Here is a 20,923-nt window from a genome sequence, read left to right as displayed (position 1 = left end):
CAGTACCTTCCTCTTTCCCTTACAATTTGCTGACGAACGCGTTCCCGCTCCATTCAGCGGGCGGCCTCCATATAGCAGGACGACGGCGGTTCCCCCGATCTGCCGCCGGACAGAATGGAGATGCCAAGATGCGTAAATTGATCCTCACCGCGCTGATCGCCGCAACGGCGTTCCCCGTCGTCGCGCCGACCGTCGCCAACGCCCAGTCAAACGGCGAAATCCGCCGCGACCGGCGCGATGTGCGGCAGGAACAGCGCCAGTTGAACGACGCCTATCGCCGCGGCGACCGCAGCGATATCCGCAACGAACGCCGCGACGTCCGCGATGCCCGCCGGGAATTGCGCGAGGACGTACGCGACCGCCGAAACGATTGGCGCGACAACCGGCGCGACGATCGCCGCAACTGGGGCCGCAACGACTGGCGCGGCTATCGCGACCAGAACCGCAACATCTATGCCCGCGGCAACTGGAACGCACCGTTCCGCTACAACGTCTTCCGCAGCGGCGTACGGATCGCCCCGACCTATTACGGATCGCGCTACTTCATCAACGATCCGTGGCGCTATCGCCTGCCCAACCCGGGCTTCAACCAGCGCTGGGTGCGTCATTACAACGACGTATTGCTGGTCGATACCCGCCGCGGTTTCGTGATCGACGTGATCCGCAACTTCTACTGGTAAGCTCCCGGTAGACACCTGGCCCGGGCGGAGCGATCCGCCCGGGCCTTTTCGCGTGAGGGGGCCAGCGCCCGTGCCACCCTCCTCCCGTTCGTTTCGAGCGAAGTCGAGAAACAGGCCCCACGCGCTAACCAAGGTTTCTCGACTTCGCTCGAAACGAACGGAGGTCAGGACATACCAACGCCCCGTAACGCTTCCGACAGCCGATACCCCCACACGATGCATCACCCACCACCGTTCGTGCTGAGCCTGTCGAAGCACCTGTCCTGCCACACCCGCCCTTCGACAAGCTCAGGGCGAACGGTGGATATGGACTATGTCACCCAAACCCTAAAACAACCGCCCGCCATTAGGCACGCCCGCGCTCGGCACCACCAGCACGACCTTCCCCTCGGCATCCGGAAACCCCAAAGTCAGAACCTCCGACATCACCTTGCCGATCTGACGCGGGGGGAAATTTACCACCGCCGCCACCTGCCGCCCGAGCAGGTCTTCCAGCGTATAATGCTCGGTAATCTGTGCGGAGGATCGTTTGATCCCGATCACGGGTCCGAAATCGATCAGCAGCCTGAACGCCGGTTTCCGCGCTTCGGGAAAGGGCAACGCCTCGACGATCGTCCCGACGCGGATGTCGACCTTCAGGAAATCGTCGAAGCCGATCTGCTCGGCGGGTCCTGCGGTCGCGTCGTGGCTAACGTGCATGCGGCCTCCCGGATCAGAAGTTCACGTCATCATAATGCGCCGGCGGGGAGATGCCTTCCATCCGTTCCGACAATAACGGGCGGAAGCTCGGGCGGCTCTTCATCCCGGCATACCAGCGCGCGGTTTCCTCGTGATTCTTCCAGTCGATGCCGCCGAGATAATCCGTCACCGATATCTGCGCCGCCGCCGCCAGATCCGCCAGGCTCATCGTCGTGCCGGCGATCCAGTTGTGATGGCCCAGCAGGTAATCGGTATAATCCAGATGCCGGACCGCGCCCTTCATCGCCTCGCGCAACGCTTTCGAATCGGGCGACTCCTTCGTCACCAGCCGCTTCACCATACGTTCGTGCAGCAATGGCGCGGTGACGTCCTGGAAGAAGTGCGTGTCGAACCACGACACCAGCCGGCGGATCTCCGCACGGTTCGTCGCGGTGCCGTTGATCATCGCGGCCTTGTCGACCGTCTCTTCCAGATATTCGCAGATCGCCATCGAATCCATCAGCAGGATCTTGCGCGGTTCATCCGTCATCACCGGCACTTGCCCGGCGGGGTTCATGTCGAGGAATTCGTCGCGGCGTTCCCACGGGGATTCGCGCTTGAGTTCGTATCCCACGCCCTTCTCCCCCAGCAGGAGCCGGACCTTGCGTGAAAAGGGACACAGAGCGAATTGATGAAGTTGCCACATGCCCGCCGTTTAGGCCCGGCGGGCATGTGAAGGAAGGCGAAACGCGCGCGGCCGGGCTTATTCCGCGGCGATCACCTCGAGGCTGTCGTCGATCGGATGCGCCAGCCGGCCGAGCATTTCCTTCGGCACGACCTGCCAGAAACGCTCCACTGCACGGCCCCAATCGTCGAGCAATGCGCCCGACCATTTGCTGTCCGTCGCCGCATGATGCGCGCGGACCAGATTCAACAGCACCGATTCCCAATGCATCGATGACAGCCGGTTCCAGGTGATGTTCTCCGGGTTGGCGCGGCGTTCGAAACTGTCGTCCGCATCGTAGACGAACGCCATCCCGCCGGTCATCCCAGCGCCGAAGTTCGCGCCGACGCTGCCCAGCACGACCGCCACGCCGCCGGTCATATATTCGCACCCGTTCGCGCCGCAGCCCTCGACCACCACCGTCGCGCCCGAATTGCGCACTGCGAACCGCTCGCCCGCTTGACCCGCCGCAAGCAGGCTGCCCGACGTCGCGCCATACAGGACGGTGTTGCCGATGATCGTATTGTCCTGGCTCGCCAGCGTGGAACTGACCATCGGCCGCACGACGATCTTGCCGCCCGACAGGCCCTTGCCGACATAATCGTTCGAATCGCCGAACACTTCCAGCGTCACGCCCTTGCACAGGAACGCGCCCAGCGACTGGCCCGCACTGCCGCGCAACCGGACATGGACGTGCCCGTCCGCCAGTGTCGACATGCCGAACTTCGCGGTGATCTCCGCCGACAGCCGCGTGCCGACCGCGCGGTGCGTGTTGCGCACGCTGTATGTCAGCTGCATCTTCTCGCCCCGGCTGAACACCGCCGCCGCATCGCGGATCATCTGCGCGTCCAGGCTGTCGGGCACCTCGTTCCGCCACGTCGTCAGGCTGAACCGGCGCTGGTCGTCCGGCGCATCCACCTTGGCGAGGATCGGATTGAGATCCAGATCGTCAAGATGTTCCGCCCCGCGGCTCACCTGCCGCAGCAATTCGGTCCGCCCGATCACTTCGTCCAGGCTCTTGAACCCCAGTCGCGCCAGGATGTCGCGCACTTCCTCCGCGATGAACGTCATCAGGTTGATGACCTTCTCCGGATTTCCGGTGAATTTCTGCCGAAGCGCCTCGTTCTGCGTGCACACGCCGACCGGACAGGTGTTCGAATGGCATTGCCGCACCATGATGCAGCCCATCGCGACGAGGCTCAGCGTCCCGATGCCGAACTCCTCCGCGCCCAGGATCGCGGCGATGACGATGTCGCGCCCGGTCTTCAGCCCGCCATCGGTGCGCAGCTTGATCCGCCCGCGCAGGCCGTTCAGTGTCAGCGTCTGGTTGACCTCAGACAGCCCCATTTCCCACGGCGTGCCGGCATATTTGATGCTCGTCTGCGGGCTGGCCCCCGTACCGCCGACATGCCCGGCGACCAGGATCACGTCCGCATGCGCCTTCGCCACGCCCGCCGCGACCGTGCCGATCCCGGCTGACGAAACCAGTTTCACGCACACCCGCGCACGCGGATTGATCTGCTTCAGGTCGTAGATCAGCTGCGCCAGATCCTCGATCGAATAGATGTCGTGATGCGGCGGCGGCGAGATCAACGTCACGCCCGGAGTTGCGTGGCGCAACTTCGCGATGAACTCGGTCACCTTGAACCCTGGCAACTGCCCGCCCTCGCCGGGCTTGGCACCCTGCGCGACCTTGACCTCGATCTCCTCGCACGCGCCCAGATATTCCGCCGTCACGCCGAACCGCCCGGACGCGATCTGCTTCACGCCGGAATTGGCATTGTCGCCGTTGGCATAGGGCGTGTAGCGCGCCTTGTCCTCGCCGCCCTCGCCCGACACCGCCTTCGCGCCGATCCGGTTCATCGCGATCGCCAGCGTCTCGTGCGCCTCGGGCGACAGCGCGCCCAGCGACATGCCCGGCGTCACGAAACGCTTGCGGATCTCCGTGATCGCCTCGACCTGATCGACCGGCACGCCCTCGTCGGGGAAATTGAACTGCAGCAGATCGCGCAGATAGACCGGCGGCAACGCCTCCACCCCGCGCGAGAATTGCAGGTACGTCGAATAGCTGTCCGTCGCGACCGCGCTCTGCAACAGGTGCATCAGTTGCGCCGAATAGGCATGCGTCTCACCGGTATGCCGCTGGCGATAGAAGCCGCCGATCGGCAGATGCGTGACGCCCCCCCCCTAAATTTGGCGCATCATACGCCGCCTCGTGCCGGTCCGTCGCGTTGACGAACAAAGACGCATAGCCTTCGCCCGAAATCTTCGCGGGCATGCCGGGGAAGAAATCGTTCACCAGCGCACGGGACAGCCCCACCGCCTCGAAATTATACCCGCCGCGATAGGAGGAGATCACCGCGATCCCCATCTTCGACATGATCTTCAACAGGCCCTCGTTGATCGCCGTCCGGTGCCGCTCCAGGCACTGCTCCAGCGTCAGATCACCGAACAGCCCGCGCCCGTGCCGGTCCGCGATCGACGCCTCGGTCAGATACGCGTGCACCGTCGTCGCGCCCACGCCGATCAGCACGGCATAATAATGCGTGTCGAGGCATTCCGCGGTCTGGATGTTGATGCTCGCATAGGAGCGCAGCCCCTTGCGGACGAGATGCGTGTGCACCGCCGCCGCCGCCAGCACGCCGGCGATCCCGACCCGGTCCGGCCCGATATTCACATCGGTCAGGAACAGCTCGCTCTTCCCCTCGCGCACCGCCTGCTCCGCCTCGCTGCGGATCCGCGCGATCGCACCGCGCAGCGTCTCGGGCGTGCCGCCTGTTTCGAACGTACAGTCGATCTCGGCCACCTGATTGCCGAAGAACCCCTTCAGCCGCGCCCAGTCGGCCCCGGTCAGCACCGGGCTTTCCAGCACCAGCACGCCGTTCTGCCGCGCCCCCGTATCCAGGATGTTCGCCAAATTGCCGAATCGCGTCTTGAGCGACATGACATGCCGTTCGCGCAACGGATCGATCGGCGGATTGGTCACCTGGCTGAAATTCTGCCGGAAGAACTGGCTGATCAGCCGCGGCTTGTCGGACACGACGGCGAGCGGCGTATCGTCGCCCATCGATCCGATCGCTTCCTTCGCCCCCTCGACCATCGGCGACAGGATCAGCTCCATATCCTCCAGCGTCTGCCCGGCGGCGATCTGCCGCCGCGTCAGGTCGGCCCGGCTATAGCGCGTGACGGTATCGCCCTCGGGCGTCTTCAGGTCGTCGATCGACAGGAACTTGCCGATCATCGCGGCATAATCCGCCTCGCCTGCAATCTTGTCCTTGATCTCGGCGTCCTTGAACAGCCGGCCTTCCTCCAGATCGACCGCGATCATCTGGCCCGGCCCCAGCCGCCCCTTCTCGACGATCGTCGATTCCGGCACCACGACCATCCCGCTTTCCGATCCGACGATCAGCAGCCCGTCGCCCGTCAGCGTATAGCGTAAGGGACGCAATGCGTTGCGGTCCATCCCCGCCACCGCCCAGCGGCCATCCGTCATCGCCAGCGCCGCCGGGCCGTCCCACGGCTCCATCACCGATGCGAGGTACTTGTACATATCCAGGTGCGCGCGCGGCATTTCGCCCTTCGGACCCCATGCCTCGGGCACCAGCATCAGCTTGGCGGTCGGCGCATCGCGCCCCGAGCGGCAGATCGCCTCGAACGTCGCGTCCAGCGCGGCGGTGTCGGACGCGCCCGCCGGGATCACCGGCTTGATGTCCTCGGAATGCTCGCCGAATGCCAGGCTGGCCATCTTGATCTCGTGGCTCAGCATCCAGTTCTTGTTGCCGCGGATCGTGTTGATCTCGCCATTATGCGCAAGGCAGCGGAACGGCTGCGCCAGCCACCATTGCGGGAAGGTGTTGGTCGAATAGCGCTGGTGGAAGATCGCGACGCGGCTCTCGAAGCGCTGATCCTGCAGATCCGGATAGAAGACGGACAGCGATTCCGCGAGGAACAGCCCCTTGTAGATGATCGACCGGCAGCTCAGCGAACAGATATAGAAACCCTGAATCTGTGCCGCGATCACGCGCTTCTCGATCCGGCGGCGGACGAGATACAGGTTCTTCTCGAACTCCGCGGCGGACTGCTCGTCGGGCAGCGGACCCGCGATCATGATCTGCTCGATCTCGGGACGCGTCGCCTGCGCCTTCTGGCCGATCACCGATACGTCGACCGGCACCTGCCGCCAGCCATAGATGGTATAGCCTTCCTCGATGATCGCGCTCTCGACGATCGTCCGGCAATGCTCCTGCGCGCCCAGATCGGTGCGCGGCAGGAAGATCATGCCAACGGCCAGCCGGTTCGGCATCGCCTTGTGCCCCGACGCGGCGACCGCATCGTCGAAGAATTTCAGCGGCAGGTCGACATGCAGGCCCGCGCCGTCGCCCGTCTTGCCGTCCGCATCCACCGCACCCCGGTGCCACACCGCCTTCAACGCATCGATCGCCGACTGCACCACACGGCGCGAGGGGCTACCGTCGGTTGCTGCGACGAGACCCACACCGCAGGCGTCGCCCTCGAATTCGGGGCGGTACATGCCGTGGGCGGCAAGGCGTTCGCGTTCTTCAGAAAGACGGTCGAAATCAAGCATTGCCGTTCTCCAGAATATTGCGGTCGGCTATGTGGGTGATCACGCGATCGAACTCGGCCATCATCGCTGAGGACAGTTCGACTGCGGCTTGTAGGTCGAGGATACGATCGGCAGCGTCCAACGGATATTCGTGGATAAGCCGGTTTCGGAGTTCGGTGCGTTCTACCCAGACGAGCCCGCTGTCGAAGAACTTGAAACGCTCCAGCCAAACGAAAAGATCTCGCAAGGCCGGTGGCCGGTCACCAGCGGTGGCAACTCGATAGAACGCCGGATACAGGCGGTGTGTCATGTGTTCGTGCACTTGTTGGAAGCGTTGAACGAACGCGTCGAGTGCCCGTAATAGTTCTTTGTCCTGCTCAACATTCGGATCAGCAATCGCTCTCGCAATAAGGATCCGATCATCAACAATCGAGGACTTAAGACGCTCGGTTGCTCTTGACGTTACATCGACAGCGGCTGCGAGACGGAGTGCATCTCGATTCATAGGACAATGCCTTCTTCATAGGCAATTTCATCGATTGGACGCAGCGGTCGGCCTCGTACTCGAAAAACTAGATCGACTTTTTGTTCGTCGATGCGATCGAACAAACGCCATCGAAAGGCGGCAGCTTTGCGATAGTCTTGGCTGCCGTCGTCCACTTCGAGATGAAGATCGATATCACCACCACGCAGCGTATCGTCGATCCGACTACCAAAAAGGCGTACGATTGCCGACGGACCAAACGCTTCGGCTACCGACGCCTTTATGGCTTGAACTTCCTGTGTCCGCAGCCTCACGCCGCCACCTTCGCCGCCGCCGCCTTCGCCTTCGCCTTCAGATACTTGTGCATAGCGGCCGACACGTCGCGTCCGTCGCGGATCGCCCATACCACCAGCGACGCGCCGCGCACGATGTCTCCGGCAGCGAACACGCCGTCCAGCGACGTCATCAGCGTCTTGCCGACCAGCAACGTGCCCCAGCGGGTGACGCCCAGTTCGGGTGCGCCGAACATCGTCGGCAGGTCCTCGGCATCGAAACCCAGCGCCTTGATGACCAGATCGGCCGGCACGTCGAAGCCGCCCGCCGGGTCGATCTCGGGCGCGCGCCGTCCGCTTGCGTCGGGCGCGCCCAGCCGCATGCGGCTGGCCTTCACGCTGGTCACGGCGGACTCCGCCGCGTCCGCCGCCGCAAAGGCCCCGGGCGCGGAGAGCCAGACGAATTCGACGCCTTCTTCCTCGGCATTGGCGACTTCGCGCTGCGATCCCGGCATGTTCGCACGGTCGCGGCGGTACAGGCATTTCACGCTCGCCGCACCCTGGCGGATCGACGTCCGCACGCAATCCATCGCTGTATCGCCGCCGCCGATCACGACGACGTGCTTGCCCTCGGCATTCAGCGATCCGTCGTCGAACGCGGGCACGGCGTCGCCGAAGCCCTTGCGGTTGGATGCGGTGAGGAAATCGAGCGCATCCACGACGCCGCGATGCCCGACGCCGGGCGCCTTGATCGCCCGCGGCTTGTACACGCCGGTCGCGATCAGCACGCCGTCGTGGCGCTGGCGCAATTCGTCCAAAGTCCCGTCGCGGCCGACCTCGAACCCTTCGTGGAACACGATGCCGCCCTGTTTCAGCCGCTCGACCCGCCGCATCACGACATGCTTTTCCAGCTTGAACCCGGGGATGCCGTAGGTCAGCAGCCCGCCCGCCCGGTCGTACCGATCATAGACGTGCACCTCATAGCCATAGCCGCGCAGATATTCCGCCGCCGCCAGACCCGCAGGTCCTGCACCGACCACGCCGACCGATTGGCCGCGCGACGGTCCGGCGGCCAGCGGCTCGACCCAGCCCTCTTCCCATGCCGTGTCGGTGATGAACTTCTCGACCGATCCGATCGTCACCGCGCCGTGACCTGAGAATTCGATCACGCAATTGCCTTCGCACAACCGGTCCTGCGGGCAGATTCGGCCGCAGATTTCGGGCATGGTCGATGTCGAATTGCTCAGCTCATACGCCTCGCGCAGCCGCCCCTCGGCGGTCAGCCGCAACCAGTCCGGAATGTGATTGTGCAACGGGCAGTGGACCGAACAATAGGGCACGCCGCACTGCGAACAGCGCCCGGCCTGATCCTCCGCAGTCGGCGTCGCATAGCGATCGGCGATCTCTCGAAAATCCTCCGCGCGCAGTTCCGGAGCGCGCTTGCCGGGGAATGCCTGTGGCTTTTCCACGAATTTCAGCATGGTTTCGGTCATCGGTCTCGCTCGCATTGTCGAGGATCTAATATTTCAAATTTTACCGCGTGTCACGACCGAAACGGCTTTTAGGTAAGTAGTGTTGTCCTAATAAAGTTAAGCAGCTGAAACAAGCTATTTCTCGCTTGAACAACTATCCCATTATAGGGCCGATACGGACTTATCCTAGCGATAGGGCGATGAGTGCTACGGTCCCCGCGACTATACGATACCACGCAAATGGTCCGAAGCCGTGTTTGCCGACGAATCCGACGAACCACCGAATCACGACCAAAGCGACCAGGAACGACACGACAAACCCGATCGCGATCGCCGTCAGATGCGCATCGCCGAGTTCGTGGCGACCCTTGAACAACGCCAGCGCGGTCGCGCCCATCATCGTCGGTATGGCGAGGAAGAAACTGTATTCAGCCGCCGTCTCGCGATCGACGCCCAGTGTCAGCGCCCCCATGATCGTCGCGCCCGACCGGCTTACGCCCGGTATCATCGCCAGGCACTGTACGACGCCGATCGTCAGTGCGGTCCGCCACGGCATGTCCTCCACCGACCGCGTCTTCACCGTCTTGGACAGACGCTCGATGATCAGGATCAGAACGCCGCCGACGATCAGCGCCACCGCGACCACGACCGGGCCGATCGTGGGCGCCTCCAGCACCGCCTTGATCGCCTTGTACGCCACCGCGCCCACGACAGCCGATGGCAGGAACCCCAGGAGGACGTTGCGCGTGAAGCGGATCGCGGCGGGATCGCGCGCCAGCAATCCACGGCCGACCTTCATGAACCGCCCCCAGAACAGCACGATGACCGCCAGGATCGCACCCAGCTGGATGACGATGTCGAACGTCGCATCCGCGCTCGGCAAGCCCAGCAGCGCGCCCGCCAGGATCAGATGGCCGGTCGACGAGACGGGCAGGAATTCGGTCACCCCCTCGACGATGCCGAGCAGGACGATGATCATCAGGTCCACGAAACTTCCCCTATCGGGGCGACCGTTCGTCCGGCCGCCTGCATGTCCCTGCCGGCATCTTCTGGCCGGACAGGCTCAGGTGATCTGGCTCAGGTGATCTGGCCGAGCGTCCCGAACCGGCCCTCGCGGCGATACCGCACCAGCCATGCGTGCGCCACGCTCGCCATCGGCGTCGGCGTGATGCCAAACGCCTCCAAACCGTTCGTTCCGGTCACGATATTGTCCTTCTGGAGCATCTTCCACTGGTCGCGCGTGATCGGCGCACCGGGCAGGAAGCCCAGATTGGACAGTGCTGCACCGGCGAAATCGGGCAGCTCGATGATCGAAGGATCCCGCCCGATCGCATTGGCGATCCACCGGATAAGCTCGCCCATCGACACCACGTCCGGCCCGCCCAACTCATAGGTCGCACCCCCGAACCGCCCCGGCTGCAAAGCCGCCTGCGCGGCACCTTCGGCAACATCCGCAACATAAACCGGCTGAAACTTCGCCCCCGACCGCAACACCGGCACCACCGGAAACGCCGCGACCATCGCCGCGAAACGGTTCACGAACTGGTCTTCCCGCCCAAACACGATCGATGGCCGCAGAATCGTCGCCGACGGAAACGCCGCCCGCACCGCCGCTTCGCCTTCGCCCTTCGACCGACCGTAAGCCGAGTCGGATTCGGCATCCGCGCCGATCGCGGAGACGTGCACGAGCGCCGCTACGCTGGCAGCAGCTGCAGCCTTGGCGACGTTCTCCGCGCCCTCGGCCTGTATCCGCTGGAAATTCCCCGACAGTACACCAACGAGGTTCACCACTGCGTCCGATCCGCGCACCGCCCGCGCGATCGATTCCGGCTTCGTTACGTCTACTGCCGCATATTGCATCTGGCCGAGCGCGCCCTGGGTCTTCAAAAAGAAGGCCGACTTCGGATCACGTTGCGCGATCCGTACCCGCGCCCCGGTTTTCAGCAGCTCCTGGGCGACATAGCGCCCGACGAACCCGCCGCCCCCGATCAGCGTTACCAGCATGTCCTTCATCGCCACAGCCTGTCTCGATTAATTGTGCCAATCCCCTTGCCCCAGCAGACAGCGTGTTGACAAGGCCATCCCCCCCACCCCTAAAGGCCGCCCCCTACCCCGTGCCCAGATGGCGGAATTGGTAGACGCACCAGCTTCAGGTGCTGGCGCTCGCAAGGGCGTGGAGGTTCGAGTCCTCTTCTGGGCACCATTTTCCTGTTCGCGGTGATCCGTGTGCAGCTGGGCGGCGGGCGCCATGTTGAGCATGCCCCCGGCTATGAGGAACAGCATCTATACAGGCTCGAACTACGCGTTGAAGCGGTATAATCCGGTGCAAGGATATTGGGAACCCGAACGGTAATTGTTCCCGATCTGAGCGGATCAATACGTTGAGCTGAGCGCTGACGGGCCTTCGAAAAGCTAAGGGGCGACGACCGCCCATCCATGAGGCCAACGCGTCGGTCGCATTTCTTTCACGCGTTTGTGCGCCATATGCCGGTCAACGACGTCAGCGCCCGGCGCGTTCCAGCATGCGGCGGATCGACGTTGCATATTCGGACTTGCCGAGCGCGGCAATCGCCTTGTTCAGTTGCGCTTCGTCGATGAATCCTTGCGCGAAGGCAATTTCTTCCGGGCAGGCGACCTTAAAACCCTGACGCTTTTCGATCGTGCGGACGAACTCGGCAGCTTCGAGCAGGCTGTCCGCAGTGCCAGTGTCGAGCCACGCAAAGCCCCGGCCCATGATGTTGACCGACAATTCGCCGCGTTCGAGGTAGATCCGGTTGACGTCGGTAATCTCTAGCTCGCCGCGTGCCGACGGCTTCAGGTCTGCGGCAATGTCCACCACTTGCGAATCGTAGAAATACAGGCCGGTGACCGCCCAGTTCGAACGCGCCACCGCAGGCTTCTCCTCGATCGACAGTGCGCGCATGTTCTCATCGAACTCGACTACGCCATACCGTTCCGGATCGTGGACGTGATAGGCGAAGACCGACGCACCGTTGGGGCGCGCCATTGCGGTGGCGCAGAGTTCGGTCATGCCATGCCCATAATAGATATTGTCGCCAAGGATCAGCGCGGATGCATTCCCGTCGACGAAGTCCGCACCAATAATATAGGCCTGTGCCAGCCCGTCGGGATTAGGCTGCACGGCATATTCGATGTTCATGCCCCATTGCGATCCATCGCCGAGCAGCGACTGGAACGAGGGCACGTCGCGCGGCGTCGAGATGAGCAGCACTTCGCGGATCCCGGCGAGCATCAGCGTGGACAGCGGATAATAGATCATCGGCTTGTCATAGACCGGCATGAGCTGCTTGGACGTCGCCAACGTCATGGGATGAAGCCGCGTACCGCTGCCGCCGGCGAGGATGATGCCCTTCATGATCGTCTGTCTTTCGTGTGTGGTTCGGAGGGATGGCCGGGGATCAGGAAAGGTGACGCGCGACGATCGGATCGACCGCATGCGTCCAGTGGCCGAGATCGATGCCGTAATTCCGGGCGAGCTTTGTGCAGTCCAGCCGCGAATTGGCCGGTCGTCTGGCCGGGGTCGGATAATCGGTCGACGGAATATGCCGGACCGTCGCCGCCGGACCGCCATGCGCCGCGGATGCGGCAAAAATCGCCTCGGCAAAGCCCGCCCAATTGGTGCCGCCATTGCTGGTCATGTGAAACACGCCGCGCAGATCGGCGGTGGAATCGTCCTTCAGGCGTTCGATCACGTGTAACACCGTGTCGGCGATGTCGAGCGCGCTGGTCGGGTTGCCCAGTTGATCGGCGACGACGCCAAGTTCGTCGCGATCGGCCGCCAGCCGCAGCATCGTCTTCAGAAAGTTCGCGCCGAACGGGCTGTAGACCCAGGCGGTGCGCAGGATCGCACTGTCGGAATGCGCGGCCAGCACGGCCTGCTCCCCGCCAGTTTCGACGCGCCATAGACACCCAGCGGCGCGGTAGGATCGGTTTCGACGTACAGGTCGGGCTTGCTGCCGTCGAAGACGAAGTCGGTCGAAAGATGGACCAAGGGCACGCCAAGCGCAGCGGCCGCTTCGGCAACCGCTCCGGCACCGGTGGCGTTGACCGCGAAGGCCGCGTCCGTATCCGATTCCGCCTTGTCGACCGCGGTGTAGGCGGCCGCGGAAACGATCGCGTCCGGTCGTGCGGCGGCGAGGACGGCATGTACGCTGGAGGCATCGGCAAGGTCGAGATCGGGCCGGCCGAGCGGGATGACGATATGGTTTGACCCATCGCGCGCGCCGCGCTCGACCAGGCTCTGCACGACCTGGCCCTCACGGCCGGTGACGGCGATCCTCACGGCGTCTTTGCCTTCGTCGCTTCAAGGCCGAGCCGGGCCCCGTCATAACTGTCGCGCAGCGACCGCCACCACCATTCGTTATCGAGATACCATTGCACCGTCTTGTCGATGCCGGTCTCGAAGGTCTCTTGCGCGCGCCAGCCGAGTTCGGTTTCCAACCGGGTCGCATCGATCGCATAACGGGCGTCGTGGCCGGGGCGATCGGTGACGAATTCGATCAGCGTCTCACGCGGGGCATCGCCGGGGACCAGCCGGTCCAGCGTCTCGCAGATGCGGCGCACGACATCAATGTTCTGCCGCTCGTTGCGACCGCCGACATTATAGGTTTCGCCCGGGCGACCCCGTTCGGCGATCAGATCGAGCGCGCGGGCATGATCCTCGACATACAGCCAGTCGCGAATGTTATCGCCCTTGCCGTAGACCGGCAGCGGACGGCCATCCAGCGCGTTGAGGATGATCAACGGGATCAGCTTTTCCGGGAAATGATACGGCCCGTAATTGTTCGAACAATTGGACACGACGATCGGCAAGCCGTACGTGCGCTGCCACGCCTTGGCGAGGTGATCGGACGATGCCTTGGACGCCGAATATGGCGAACTGGGATCGTAGGGCGTTTCCTCGGTGAACAGGCCCTCGGCCCCGAGCGAGCCGTACACTTCGTCGGTCGAGACGTGCAGGAAACGGAATGCCTGTTTCGCATCGGCGTCGAGCGCCAGCCAATAGGCGCGGGCGGCCTCCAGCAGCGTGAACGTGCCCATGATGTTGGTGCGGATGAAATCGGCAGCGCCGGTGATCGAGCGATCGACATGGCTTTCCGCCGCTAGATGCATGATCCGGTCAGGCCGGAACTCGGCGACCGCGGCGTCCATCGCATCCCGGTCGCAGATATCCGCCTTCAGGAAACGGTGATTGGGCTTGTCCTGGACATCGCGAAGCGAGGCCATATTGCCGGCATAGGTCAGCGCATCGATCGTCAGGACGTCATAGCCCTTTTCGACCACCAGGTGGCGCACGAGCGCCGACCCGATGAAGCCCGCGCCGCCGGTAACAATGATCCGCATCTCGGTCTCAGCCCTTATGATGAAAATAGGCAGGAAGATCGGCCAGCACGGGCTGAACGCGATCCTTTGGCGACAGCGTTTCCGGATCGGCGACCGATGGCCAGTCTATGCCGATCGCCGAATCGTCCCACGCGAGCCCCTTGTCGCTCGCATGGTCGTAATAAGCGGTTACCTTATAGGCGAGCATCGTGTCGGGCAGCAGCGTGCAGAAGCCGTGCGCGAATCCCGGCGGCACCCACAATTGCTGCCCATTCTCGGCGGAAAGTTCCAGCGCGATCCATCGGCCGAAGGTTGGCGAACCGGTACGGATATCCACCGCGACGTCCAGCAGCGCGCCGGCGATGCATCGTACCAGCTTACCCTGCGCGAACGGGTCCGTTTGGAAATGCAGCCCGCGGATCGTCCCGACCTTGGCGCTAAGCGACTCGTTTTCCTGGACGAAGGCGATGTCGCCCACCGCTTGCTCGAACGCGTCCGCGCGAAAAGTCTCGGCAAAATAGCCCCGCGCATCACCCCGCCGGACCGGCCGCATCGCAACGGGGCCGGCGATATCGAAAGTCTCAATGTCCATGCCCTGGTCGCCCCCGACTCGACCCTCCGATACCAAAATGGAATCGGCTCGGTTTCGTACCATTCGTGGTGCTCGTAGCGGGGACTTTAATTCAGAACAATCACGCGACGATCCAGTTTTCGTCAGGGCGGGTATGTTCGACCGGCTGGCCTGATGCCCTCAATTCGGAGGGCGCCCCTGCCAGCATCCGACGCTTCTTCGCTATCTAAGCATGGCCGTGACATTGAACACGTCACTTATCGTTCAAATCACGATGCTTGACTCAAATCCGTATCAGGAAGAACAGGAACATAACGGGAACGGAAATGCGCGATTCGGTCATAGCTTTTACGGCGCTCAGGCAGCGTGTCTCTCAAATCGAGGGGCGGCGCCAGACGGAAACGTCGGGCGTCACAGTGTTGGGTCATGCCGGGATCGATGCCAGCCTTGGGGGCGGGCTGGAGCGGGGGCGGCTGCATGAAATCTTCGCGGCCGATGCGGAGGATGCGAGCAGCGCCGCCGGATTTGCGGCAATGATCGTACGGCGCGGGGGTACGGGATCGGTCGTGTGGCTGAAGGAGGAGGGCGTGCAGGGGGCCGGCGGCGCGCTGCACATGCCCGGTCTGGTACAGCTGGATCTGCGCGGCACCGATCTGATCGTCGGGTTGCTGCCCGATGCGCTTTCGGTGCTGCGAGTCGCGGCGGAGGTCGTGCGGTGCGCGGATGCCGGGATCGTGGTGATCGAACTGTGGCGCTCCCCCGGGCGCTGGACCTGACCGCCAGCCGGCGACTGGCGGTGGCGGCGGAAGCCTCTGGCGTGACGGCGCTGATGCTGCGCGTGCTCGCCGAACCATCGCCCAGTGCGGCGCATACGCGGTGGCAAATACGGTCGGCGGCGGCATCGCCGCTGGCGGCGAACGCGCCGGGGTTTCCGACGCTGGATGTGGAATTGTCGCGACGACGCGGCGGAAAGGCCGGCGGACGCTGGTGTGTGGAGTGGGATCGTGACGAGGCAATCTTCCGGTCGGCAGGATATCAGGCGGCGCTTTCTGGCGCTGTGGTTCCCGTTCCTGGCAGCGGATCGGCTGGCGCGGCACGGCGCGCCGGATAACCCCTATGTCTTCGTCGAGAAACAGCGCGGTGCGATGCGGCTGGTGGCGGTCGATCGCGCGGCGCAGGCGCTGGGCATCGACGCTGGCATGGCGCTGGCAGATGCCCGCGCGCGCGTGCCCGAACTGGCCGCGATCGAAGCCGATCCTGCCGCAGACGATGCGCTGCTGGAGCGCATTGCGGAGGGATGCGATCGCTATACCCCGCTGGTTGCGATCGACGGGATGGACGGGCTGACGCTCGACATCACGGGCTGCATGCATGCGGGATGGACCGAAGACGATCTGGCCGCAGACGTGGAACGACGGCTGGCGGCGTTTGGCGTGCAGGCACGGCACGCGCTGGCCCGCACGCCCGAGGCGGCACAGGCGCTGGCCCGGTTCCAGACAATGCCCGCGCCCGACGAGGCCGCGGCGGTGCGGCGGCTTGGCGTCGTCGCATTGCGGCTGGACCCCGATACCGAACTGGCTCTGCGCCGCGCGGGACTGAAGACGATCGGCGATCTGGCGGGCCGCTCCAGCGCTCCACTCGCCGCGCGGTTCGGCGATGCGATGGTCGCGTCGCTCGCTCGGCTGACCGGCAAGTCGGACAGCCGCATCGTACCGCGCCGGACGGAGCCTGCATTGACGGTCGAACGGCGGCTTGCCGAACCGTTGACGCAGACCGCCGCCGCGCTCGACATCCTCGAATCGCTGGCGTGCGAGGCTGCGGAGACGATGGCCGAGCGGCATCAGGGCGGACGCAAATTCGCCGCGCGATTGTTTCGCAGCGACGGACTGGCGGTCGATCTTGTCGTCGAGACGAGCCTGGAAGTGCGCGATCCGAAAGTCGTCATCCGCCTGTTCGAGGAACGGATCGAGGGATTGGCGGATCCGATCGATCCGGGCTTTGGCTTCGACATGGTCCGCCTGAGCGTACCGACGCTGGGTCCGCTCGCGCCGACGCAATTGCAGCTGGAAGGCGGCGCGGTCGCGGAGGGCGAGTTGGCGACATTGATCGATCGGTTAAGTACTCGGCTGGGTCGCGGACGCTTCCGCCGGTTGCGCGCGCAGGACACGCACATTCCCGAACAGGCGGTGCTCGCGCTGCCCGCGGTCGAAACGGTCGCCACGACATGGGAGGCGCCGACACCCGGCGAACCGCCGTCACGCCCGCTGCACCTGTTTGATCCGCCGCAGCCGATCCAGGTCACGGCAGAGGTGCCGGACGGCCCGCCGCGGCAATTCCGCTGGCGCCGTACGCTGCACGACGTCACGCGTTTCGAAGGGCCGGAACGCATCGCCGCCGAATGGTGGCATGATGGCCCGACCCGGCCGACGCGCGATTATTACCGTATAGAAGATGCGCGTGGCCGGCGTTTCTGGGTGTTCCGCCACGGTCTGTACGGCACGGAACGTGCGGCGCCCGGATGGTATGTCCACGGCCTGTTCGCATGACGACGGGCACGCCCTTCGCCGAACTGGCCGCCGCCACCAACTATTCGTTCCTGCACGGTGCATCGCATCCGAGCGACATGGTCGCGCAGGCGGTCGCGCAGGGGCTGCGCGGCATCGGCATCGCGGATCGCAATACGGTGGCGGGGGTCGTGCGCGCCTGGGTTGCGCTTCGCGATGCACCGGACAAGGCGCGCGAGGCTTGGCTTGCCGATAAAGAACGGCGCGGCGAACCGGTGATACTGACGCCCGAGGAACATGCAGCGTGCGAGACGGACCTGCGCGTCGTCTCGGGCGCGCGCCTGGTATTCGCTGACGGCACGCCGGACATCGTCGCCTATCCGGCCACGCGCTACGGGTGGGGCCGGCTGACTCGCCTGCTGACGGTCGGGAACGGGCGCGCGTTGAAAGGGGGATGCCTGCTGGAGATTGCCGACCTGTTCGCGCATCTCGAGGACCTGCTGTTGATCGTAATGCCCGAAAGCAGCTTCGATCCTGCCGAGAACGGCGCGATGGCGGCAGAAAACAGGCCCGGACGGAACACGCAGGAAATACGGGATGCGCAGGAGCCCGCTCCGAACGTCGTGGCGCTGCCCGGTGCCGAGACGATCGCGCCGGATCAGCCGCGATACTGGCAGGCGCGGCCTAATACAGGCGATCTGGCGACCACGCTCGCACGATTGAGACGCGCCGCACCGGACCGCGTCTGGCTGGGCGCGACGATGCCGTTCCAGGGATCGGACCGGCGCCGGTTGAGCGGGCTGTGCCGGATCGCGGACGACGCCGGCGTGCCGGTGATCGCCACGTGCGACGCCTTGTATGCCGGTCCCGATGCCCGCCCGCTACACGATATCCTCACCTGCATTCGTGCGGGCGTGAAGGTACAGCAGGCCGGTCGCATCCTGCGGCCGAATGCGGAGCGTTATCTGAAATCGGGCGACGAAATGCTTCGCCTGTTCGAGGATCGTCCATCGGCAGTGGCAGCGACGATCGCCTTTCTCGACCGGATCGACTTTAGGCTCGACGATCTGAAATACGAATATCCGCACGAACCCGTGCCCGACGGTTACGATCCGCAGGACTGGCTGCAGCATCTTGTCCTGCTCGCGGCGGTGGAACGCTATCCGGAGGGGCTTCCGGGTAAGCTTTGCCGGTTGTTGTATGAGGAATTCGGGCTGATCCGCGAACGGAATTATGCCTGTTATTTCCTCACCGTGCACGACGTGGTCCGCTATGCCCGCTCAGTCGATCCGCCGATCCTGTGTCAGGGGCGCGGGTCCGCCGCGAATTCGGTGGTGTGTTTCCTGCTGGGCGTCACGTCGGTCGATCCGATGGAGCACGACCTGCTTTTCTCGCGCTTCGTGTCGAGCGAGCGGGACGAGCCGCCGGACATCGATGTCGATTTCGAACACGAACGCCGCGAACTGGTCATGCAGTATATCTATGACCGGTACGGGCGGCACCGCGCCGGGATCGCCGCGACGGTGATCCATTACCGGCCACGCAGTGCGGTCGGCGAAGTGGGCAAGGCGCTCGGCCTGACCGAGGACGTGACGAGCCGGATCAGCAGTACGGTATGGGGCAGCTTCGCCGATGCGATCGAGGAACGCCGTTTCGCGGAGACGGGCTTCGACCTGCACAGCCCGGAAATCGCCCGGCTGAAGATGCTGGTCGAACAAATCCTGAAATTCCCTCGCCACCTGTCGCAGCATGTCGGCGGATTCGTGCTGACCGAGGACCGGCTCGACGAAACCGTGCCGATCCATAACGGCGCGATGGCCGACCGCACATTCATCGAATGGGACAAGGACGATATCGATGCGCTGCAATTGATGAAGGTCGATATTCTGGCGCTCGGCATGCTGACCTGCATCCAGAAGGCGTTCGACCTGATGCGCGAGCATGGCAGGGGCGATCACGATCTCGCCAATATCCCGCAGGAGGACACGGCGACCTACGACATGCTGTGCAAGGGCGACAGTATCGGCGTGTTCCAGGTCGAAAGCCGTGCGCAGATGAACATGCTGCCACGGCTGAAACCGCGCGAACTCTACGATCTGGTGATCCAGGTCGCGATCGTCCGGCCGGGTCCGATTCAGGGCAATATGGTGCATCCCTATCTGCGCCGCCGCGCCGGGACCGAGAAGGTCTATTATCCCTCACCCAGCCCCGAACATGGTCCGGCGAGTGAATTGTACGACCTTCTCAACAAGACGAAGGGCGTGCCGCTGTTCCAGGAACAGGTGATGAAGCTCGCCATCGTCGCGGCGAAGTTCACACCCGGCGAGGCGAACCAGCTACGCCGCGCGATGGCGACGTTCCGCCATGTCGGCGGGATGGAGCATTTCGAGAAGAAGATGATCGGAGGCATGACCGTGCGCGGCTATGAAGAGGATTTCGCGCGGCGCTGCTTCGAACAGATCAAGGGGTTCGGATCCTACGGCTTTCCGGAAAGCCACGCTTTGTCGTTCGCACGTCTTGTCTATGTGTCGTCCTGGATCAAATGCCATCAGCCTGCGGTTTTCGCCTGCGCACTGCTCAATTCGCAACCGATGGGTTTCTACGCCCCGGCGCAGATCGTGCGCGACGCGGTGGAGCACGATGTCGAGATCCGCGCGATCGACGTGAATGCCAGCCGGTGGGATTGTACGCTGGAGCCGACTGCCGCCGATCTCGCACTACGTCTGGGGCTGCAACAGATTACCGGATTCCGGCCGGCTTGGGCGGACGCCTTGGTGATCGCGCGGGCGGAGGGCGCTTTTACCTCGATCGAAAGCCTGGCTCGCCGCGCCCGCCTGCCGGAACGCGCACTGCGCCTACTGGCTGATGCGGATGCGTTCGGATCGATCGGGCTCGGAAGACGCGACGCATTGTGGGAGGTGCGGCGCACCCCCGCCGCTTCGCTGCCGCTGTTCGCCGCGGCGGAGGCGGCCGAACTGGGGACGGAATCCGATGCCGAGCTTCCGGTCATGTCGCAGGCCGAGCATGTCGTCGCGGATTACCAGATGACGCGCCTGTCGCTGAAGGCACATCCGATGTCGTTCCTGCGTGCGATCCTGAAGGCCGACGGCGTGCTGAGCTGTGCCGAGACGTCCGCTGCGCGCAACGGCTTGCGCGTCCGCACGGCGGGAATCGTGCTGGTGCGTCAACGCCCCGGCAACGGCAATGCGATCTTCGTCACGATCGAGGATGAAAGCGGCGTGACCAACATCGTCCTGTGGGCACGGATGTTCGAACGTTTCCGCCGGCAGGTGATGGCCGCGCGGCTGATGGAGGTGGAGGGCAATGTACAGCGCGCCGGTCCGCTGGAGGGCAATGTCGTCCACCTGATGGCGACGCGGGTAATCGATCGGACCGACCTGCTCGACCACCTCTCCGATCTCGACAAGGCGAAGATCCGCCTGCTGCGATCCGATGCCTTCGAACACCCCCTGCCCTCCCGCCACGACGACCCGCCGCGTACTTCATCGCGCGACGGATCGCGTGGAACGGCGCAGGGGCGCGATACGCCACGGCACGGCCATCCGCGCGACGTACGAATCATCACGAAATCGCGCGACTTCCACTGATCGGTCGAGCCGGACGCCAGCCG

At 64.2% G+C, this 20,923-nt stretch carries 15 protein-coding genes, 1 tRNA gene and 2 pseudogenes; 6 read left to right on the top strand and 12 right to left on the bottom strand.

Annotated elements, in window-relative coordinates:
- Window positions 1-128 precede the first annotated feature (128 nt).
- Window positions 129-680, top strand: coding sequence for an RcnB family protein (locus H5J25_RS18315; protein WP_202093547.1), 552 nt, complete (start codon window positions 129-131; stop codon window positions 678-680).
- 327 nt (window positions 681-1,007) lie between these two features.
- Here the strand turns inward: H5J25_RS18315 and H5J25_RS18310 are convergent, their stop codons facing one another.
- From H5J25_RS18310 to H5J25_RS18275, 8 genes and pseudogenes are all read right to left on the bottom strand, one after another.
- Window positions 1,008-1,379 (bottom strand): tRNA-binding protein, encoded by a 372-nt coding sequence (locus H5J25_RS18310; protein WP_202093545.1) that lies wholly within the window; start codon window positions 1,377-1,379, stop codon window positions 1,008-1,010.
- 13 nt (window positions 1,380-1,392) lie between these two features.
- Window positions 1,393-2,064 (bottom strand): glutathione S-transferase family protein, encoded by a 672-nt coding sequence (locus H5J25_RS18305; protein ID WP_202093543.1) that lies wholly within the window; start codon window positions 2,062-2,064, stop codon window positions 1,393-1,395.
- 57 nt (window positions 2,065-2,121) lie between these two features.
- A pseudogene (gene gltB / locus H5J25_RS18300) lies at window positions 2,122-6,667 on the bottom strand (glutamate synthase large subunit).
- Entirely contained in the window at window positions 6,660-7,151 is a 492-nt protein-coding gene (locus H5J25_RS18295) for a hypothetical protein (protein WP_202093541.1), read from the bottom strand. The pseudogene gltB and the gene H5J25_RS18295 overlap by 8 nt, the downstream one beginning before the upstream one ends.
- The gene (locus H5J25_RS18290; protein WP_202093539.1) at window positions 7,148-7,444 is read right to left on the bottom strand and encodes a nucleotidyltransferase domain-containing protein; all 297 of its coding nucleotides are present in this window, start codon (window positions 7,442-7,444) and stop codon (window positions 7,148-7,150) included. The genes H5J25_RS18295 and H5J25_RS18290 overlap by 4 nt, the downstream gene beginning before the upstream one ends.
- Window positions 7,441-8,895 (bottom strand): NAD(P)-dependent oxidoreductase, encoded by a 1,455-nt coding sequence (locus H5J25_RS18285; protein WP_225883229.1) that lies wholly within the window; start codon window positions 8,893-8,895, stop codon window positions 7,441-7,443. The genes H5J25_RS18290 and H5J25_RS18285 overlap by 4 nt, the downstream gene beginning before the upstream one ends.
- A gap of 160 nt (window positions 8,896-9,055) precedes the next feature.
- Entirely contained in the window at window positions 9,056-9,853 is a 798-nt protein-coding gene (locus H5J25_RS18280; protein WP_202096487.1) for an undecaprenyl-diphosphate phosphatase, read from the bottom strand.
- A gap of 98 nt (window positions 9,854-9,951) precedes the next feature.
- Window positions 9,952-10,887 carry a complex I NDUFA9 subunit family protein gene (locus tag H5J25_RS18275; protein ID WP_202093538.1) on the bottom strand — a complete coding sequence of 312 codons (936 nt, stop codon included), beginning with the start codon at window positions 10,885-10,887 and terminating at the stop codon, window positions 9,952-9,954.
- Window positions 10,888-10,990: 103 nt separating this feature from the next.
- On the opposite strand from H5J25_RS18275, the gene H5J25_RS18270 reads away from it, so the two are divergent.
- Window positions 10,991-11,077: transfer RNA gene (locus H5J25_RS18270), tRNA-Leu, on the top strand.
- 297 nt (window positions 11,078-11,374) lie between these two features.
- Here H5J25_RS18270 and rfbA read toward each other — a convergent pair.
- The 4 genes and pseudogenes from rfbA to rfbC form a co-directional block, all read right to left on the bottom strand.
- Window positions 11,375-12,250 carry a glucose-1-phosphate thymidylyltransferase RfbA gene (rfbA, locus tag H5J25_RS18265; protein ID WP_202093537.1) on the bottom strand — a complete coding sequence of 292 codons (876 nt, stop codon included), beginning with the start codon at window positions 12,248-12,250 and terminating at the stop codon, window positions 11,375-11,377.
- Window positions 12,251-12,293: 43 nt separating this feature from the next.
- Window positions 12,294-13,177: pseudogene (gene rfbD, locus H5J25_RS18260) on the bottom strand (dTDP-4-dehydrorhamnose reductase).
- Window positions 13,174-14,238: a dTDP-glucose 4,6-dehydratase gene (gene rfbB / locus H5J25_RS18255; protein ID WP_202093536.1), complete on the bottom strand. Its 1,065-nt coding sequence runs from the start codon at window positions 14,236-14,238 to the stop codon at window positions 13,174-13,176. Before rfbB ends, rfbD begins: the two are co-directional and overlap by 4 nt.
- Window positions 14,239-14,245: 7 nt before the next feature.
- Complete coding sequence (gene rfbC / locus H5J25_RS18250; RefSeq protein WP_202093535.1) at window positions 14,246-14,809, bottom strand: dTDP-4-dehydrorhamnose 3,5-epimerase; 564 nt, start codon at window positions 14,807-14,809, stop codon at window positions 14,246-14,248.
- Between the two features lie 305 nt (window positions 14,810-15,114).
- On the opposite strand from rfbC, the gene H5J25_RS18245 reads away from it, so the two are divergent.
- Genes H5J25_RS18245 through H5J25_RS18235 form a run of 4 tightly spaced genes read left to right on the top strand, consistent with a single transcriptional unit; the run spans window position 15,115 to window position 20,900 of the window.
- Window positions 15,115-15,564 carry a hypothetical protein gene (locus H5J25_RS18245; protein WP_202093534.1) on the top strand — a complete coding sequence of 150 codons (450 nt, stop codon included), beginning with the start codon at window positions 15,115-15,117 and terminating at the stop codon, window positions 15,562-15,564.
- Window positions 15,537-15,899 (top strand): hypothetical protein, encoded by a 363-nt coding sequence (locus H5J25_RS20960; protein WP_225883228.1) that lies wholly within the window; start codon window positions 15,537-15,539, stop codon window positions 15,897-15,899. The genes H5J25_RS18245 and H5J25_RS20960 overlap by 28 nt, the downstream gene beginning before the upstream one ends.
- A complete protein-coding gene (locus H5J25_RS18240; protein ID WP_225883227.1) occupies window positions 15,793-17,334 on the top strand; it encodes a Y-family DNA polymerase in 1,542 nt (513 codons plus the stop codon). The genes H5J25_RS20960 and H5J25_RS18240 overlap by 107 nt, the downstream gene beginning before the upstream one ends.
- A complete protein-coding gene (locus H5J25_RS18235; RefSeq protein ID WP_202093533.1) occupies window positions 17,307-20,900 on the top strand; it encodes an error-prone DNA polymerase in 3,594 nt (1,197 codons plus the stop codon). Before H5J25_RS18240 ends, H5J25_RS18235 begins: the two co-directional genes overlap by 28 nt.
- Window positions 20,901-20,923 lie beyond the last annotated feature (23 nt).

Origin of the sequence: Sphingomonas aliaeris (assembly GCF_016743815.1) — a bacterium.
GTDB lineage: Bacteria > Pseudomonadota > Alphaproteobacteria > Sphingomonadales > Sphingomonadaceae > Sphingomonas > Sphingomonas aliaeris.
This window is presented reverse-complemented; position numbering and strand designations above follow the sequence as displayed.

Excerpts from the sequence above, each read along its gene's own strand:
- H5J25_RS18315 (WP_202093547.1), top strand. The coding sequence starts at position 129 with ATGCGTAAATTGATCCTCACCGCGCTGATCGCCGCAACGGCGTTCCCC.
- H5J25_RS18310 (WP_202093545.1), bottom strand. The coding sequence starts at position 1,379 with ATGCACGTTAGCCACGACGCGACCGCAGGACCCGCCGAGCAGATCGGC.
- H5J25_RS18305 (WP_202093543.1), bottom strand. The coding sequence starts at position 2,064 with ATGTGGCAACTTCATCAATTCGCTCTGTGTCCCTTTTCACGCAAGGTC.
- H5J25_RS18295 (WP_202093541.1), bottom strand. The coding sequence starts at position 7,151 with ATGAATCGAGATGCACTCCGTCTCGCAGCCGCTGTCGATGTAACGTCA.
- H5J25_RS18285 (WP_225883229.1), bottom strand. The coding sequence starts at position 8,895 with ATGACCGAAACCATGCTGAAATTCGTGGAAAAGCCACAGGCATTCCCC.
- H5J25_RS18280 (WP_202096487.1), bottom strand. The coding sequence starts at position 9,853 with ATGATCATCGTCCTGCTCGGCATCGTCGAGGGGGTGACCGAATTCCTG.
- H5J25_RS18275 (WP_202093538.1), bottom strand. The coding sequence starts at position 10,887 with ATGAAGGACATGCTGGTAACGCTGATCGGGGGCGGCGGGTTCGTCGGG.
- rfbA (WP_202093537.1), bottom strand. The coding sequence starts at position 12,250 with ATGAAGGGCATCATCCTCGCCGGCGGCAGCGGTACGCGGCTTCATCCC.
- rfbB (WP_202093536.1), bottom strand. The coding sequence starts at position 14,238 with ATGCGGATCATTGTTACCGGCGGCGCGGGCTTCATCGGGTCGGCGCTC.
- rfbC (WP_202093535.1), bottom strand. The coding sequence starts at position 14,809 with ATGGACATTGAGACTTTCGATATCGCCGGCCCCGTTGCGATGCGGCCG.
- H5J25_RS18245 (WP_202093534.1), top strand. The coding sequence starts at position 15,115 with ATGCGCGATTCGGTCATAGCTTTTACGGCGCTCAGGCAGCGTGTCTCT.
- H5J25_RS18235 (WP_202093533.1), top strand. The coding sequence starts at position 17,307 with ATGGTATGTCCACGGCCTGTTCGCATGACGACGGGCACGCCCTTCGCC.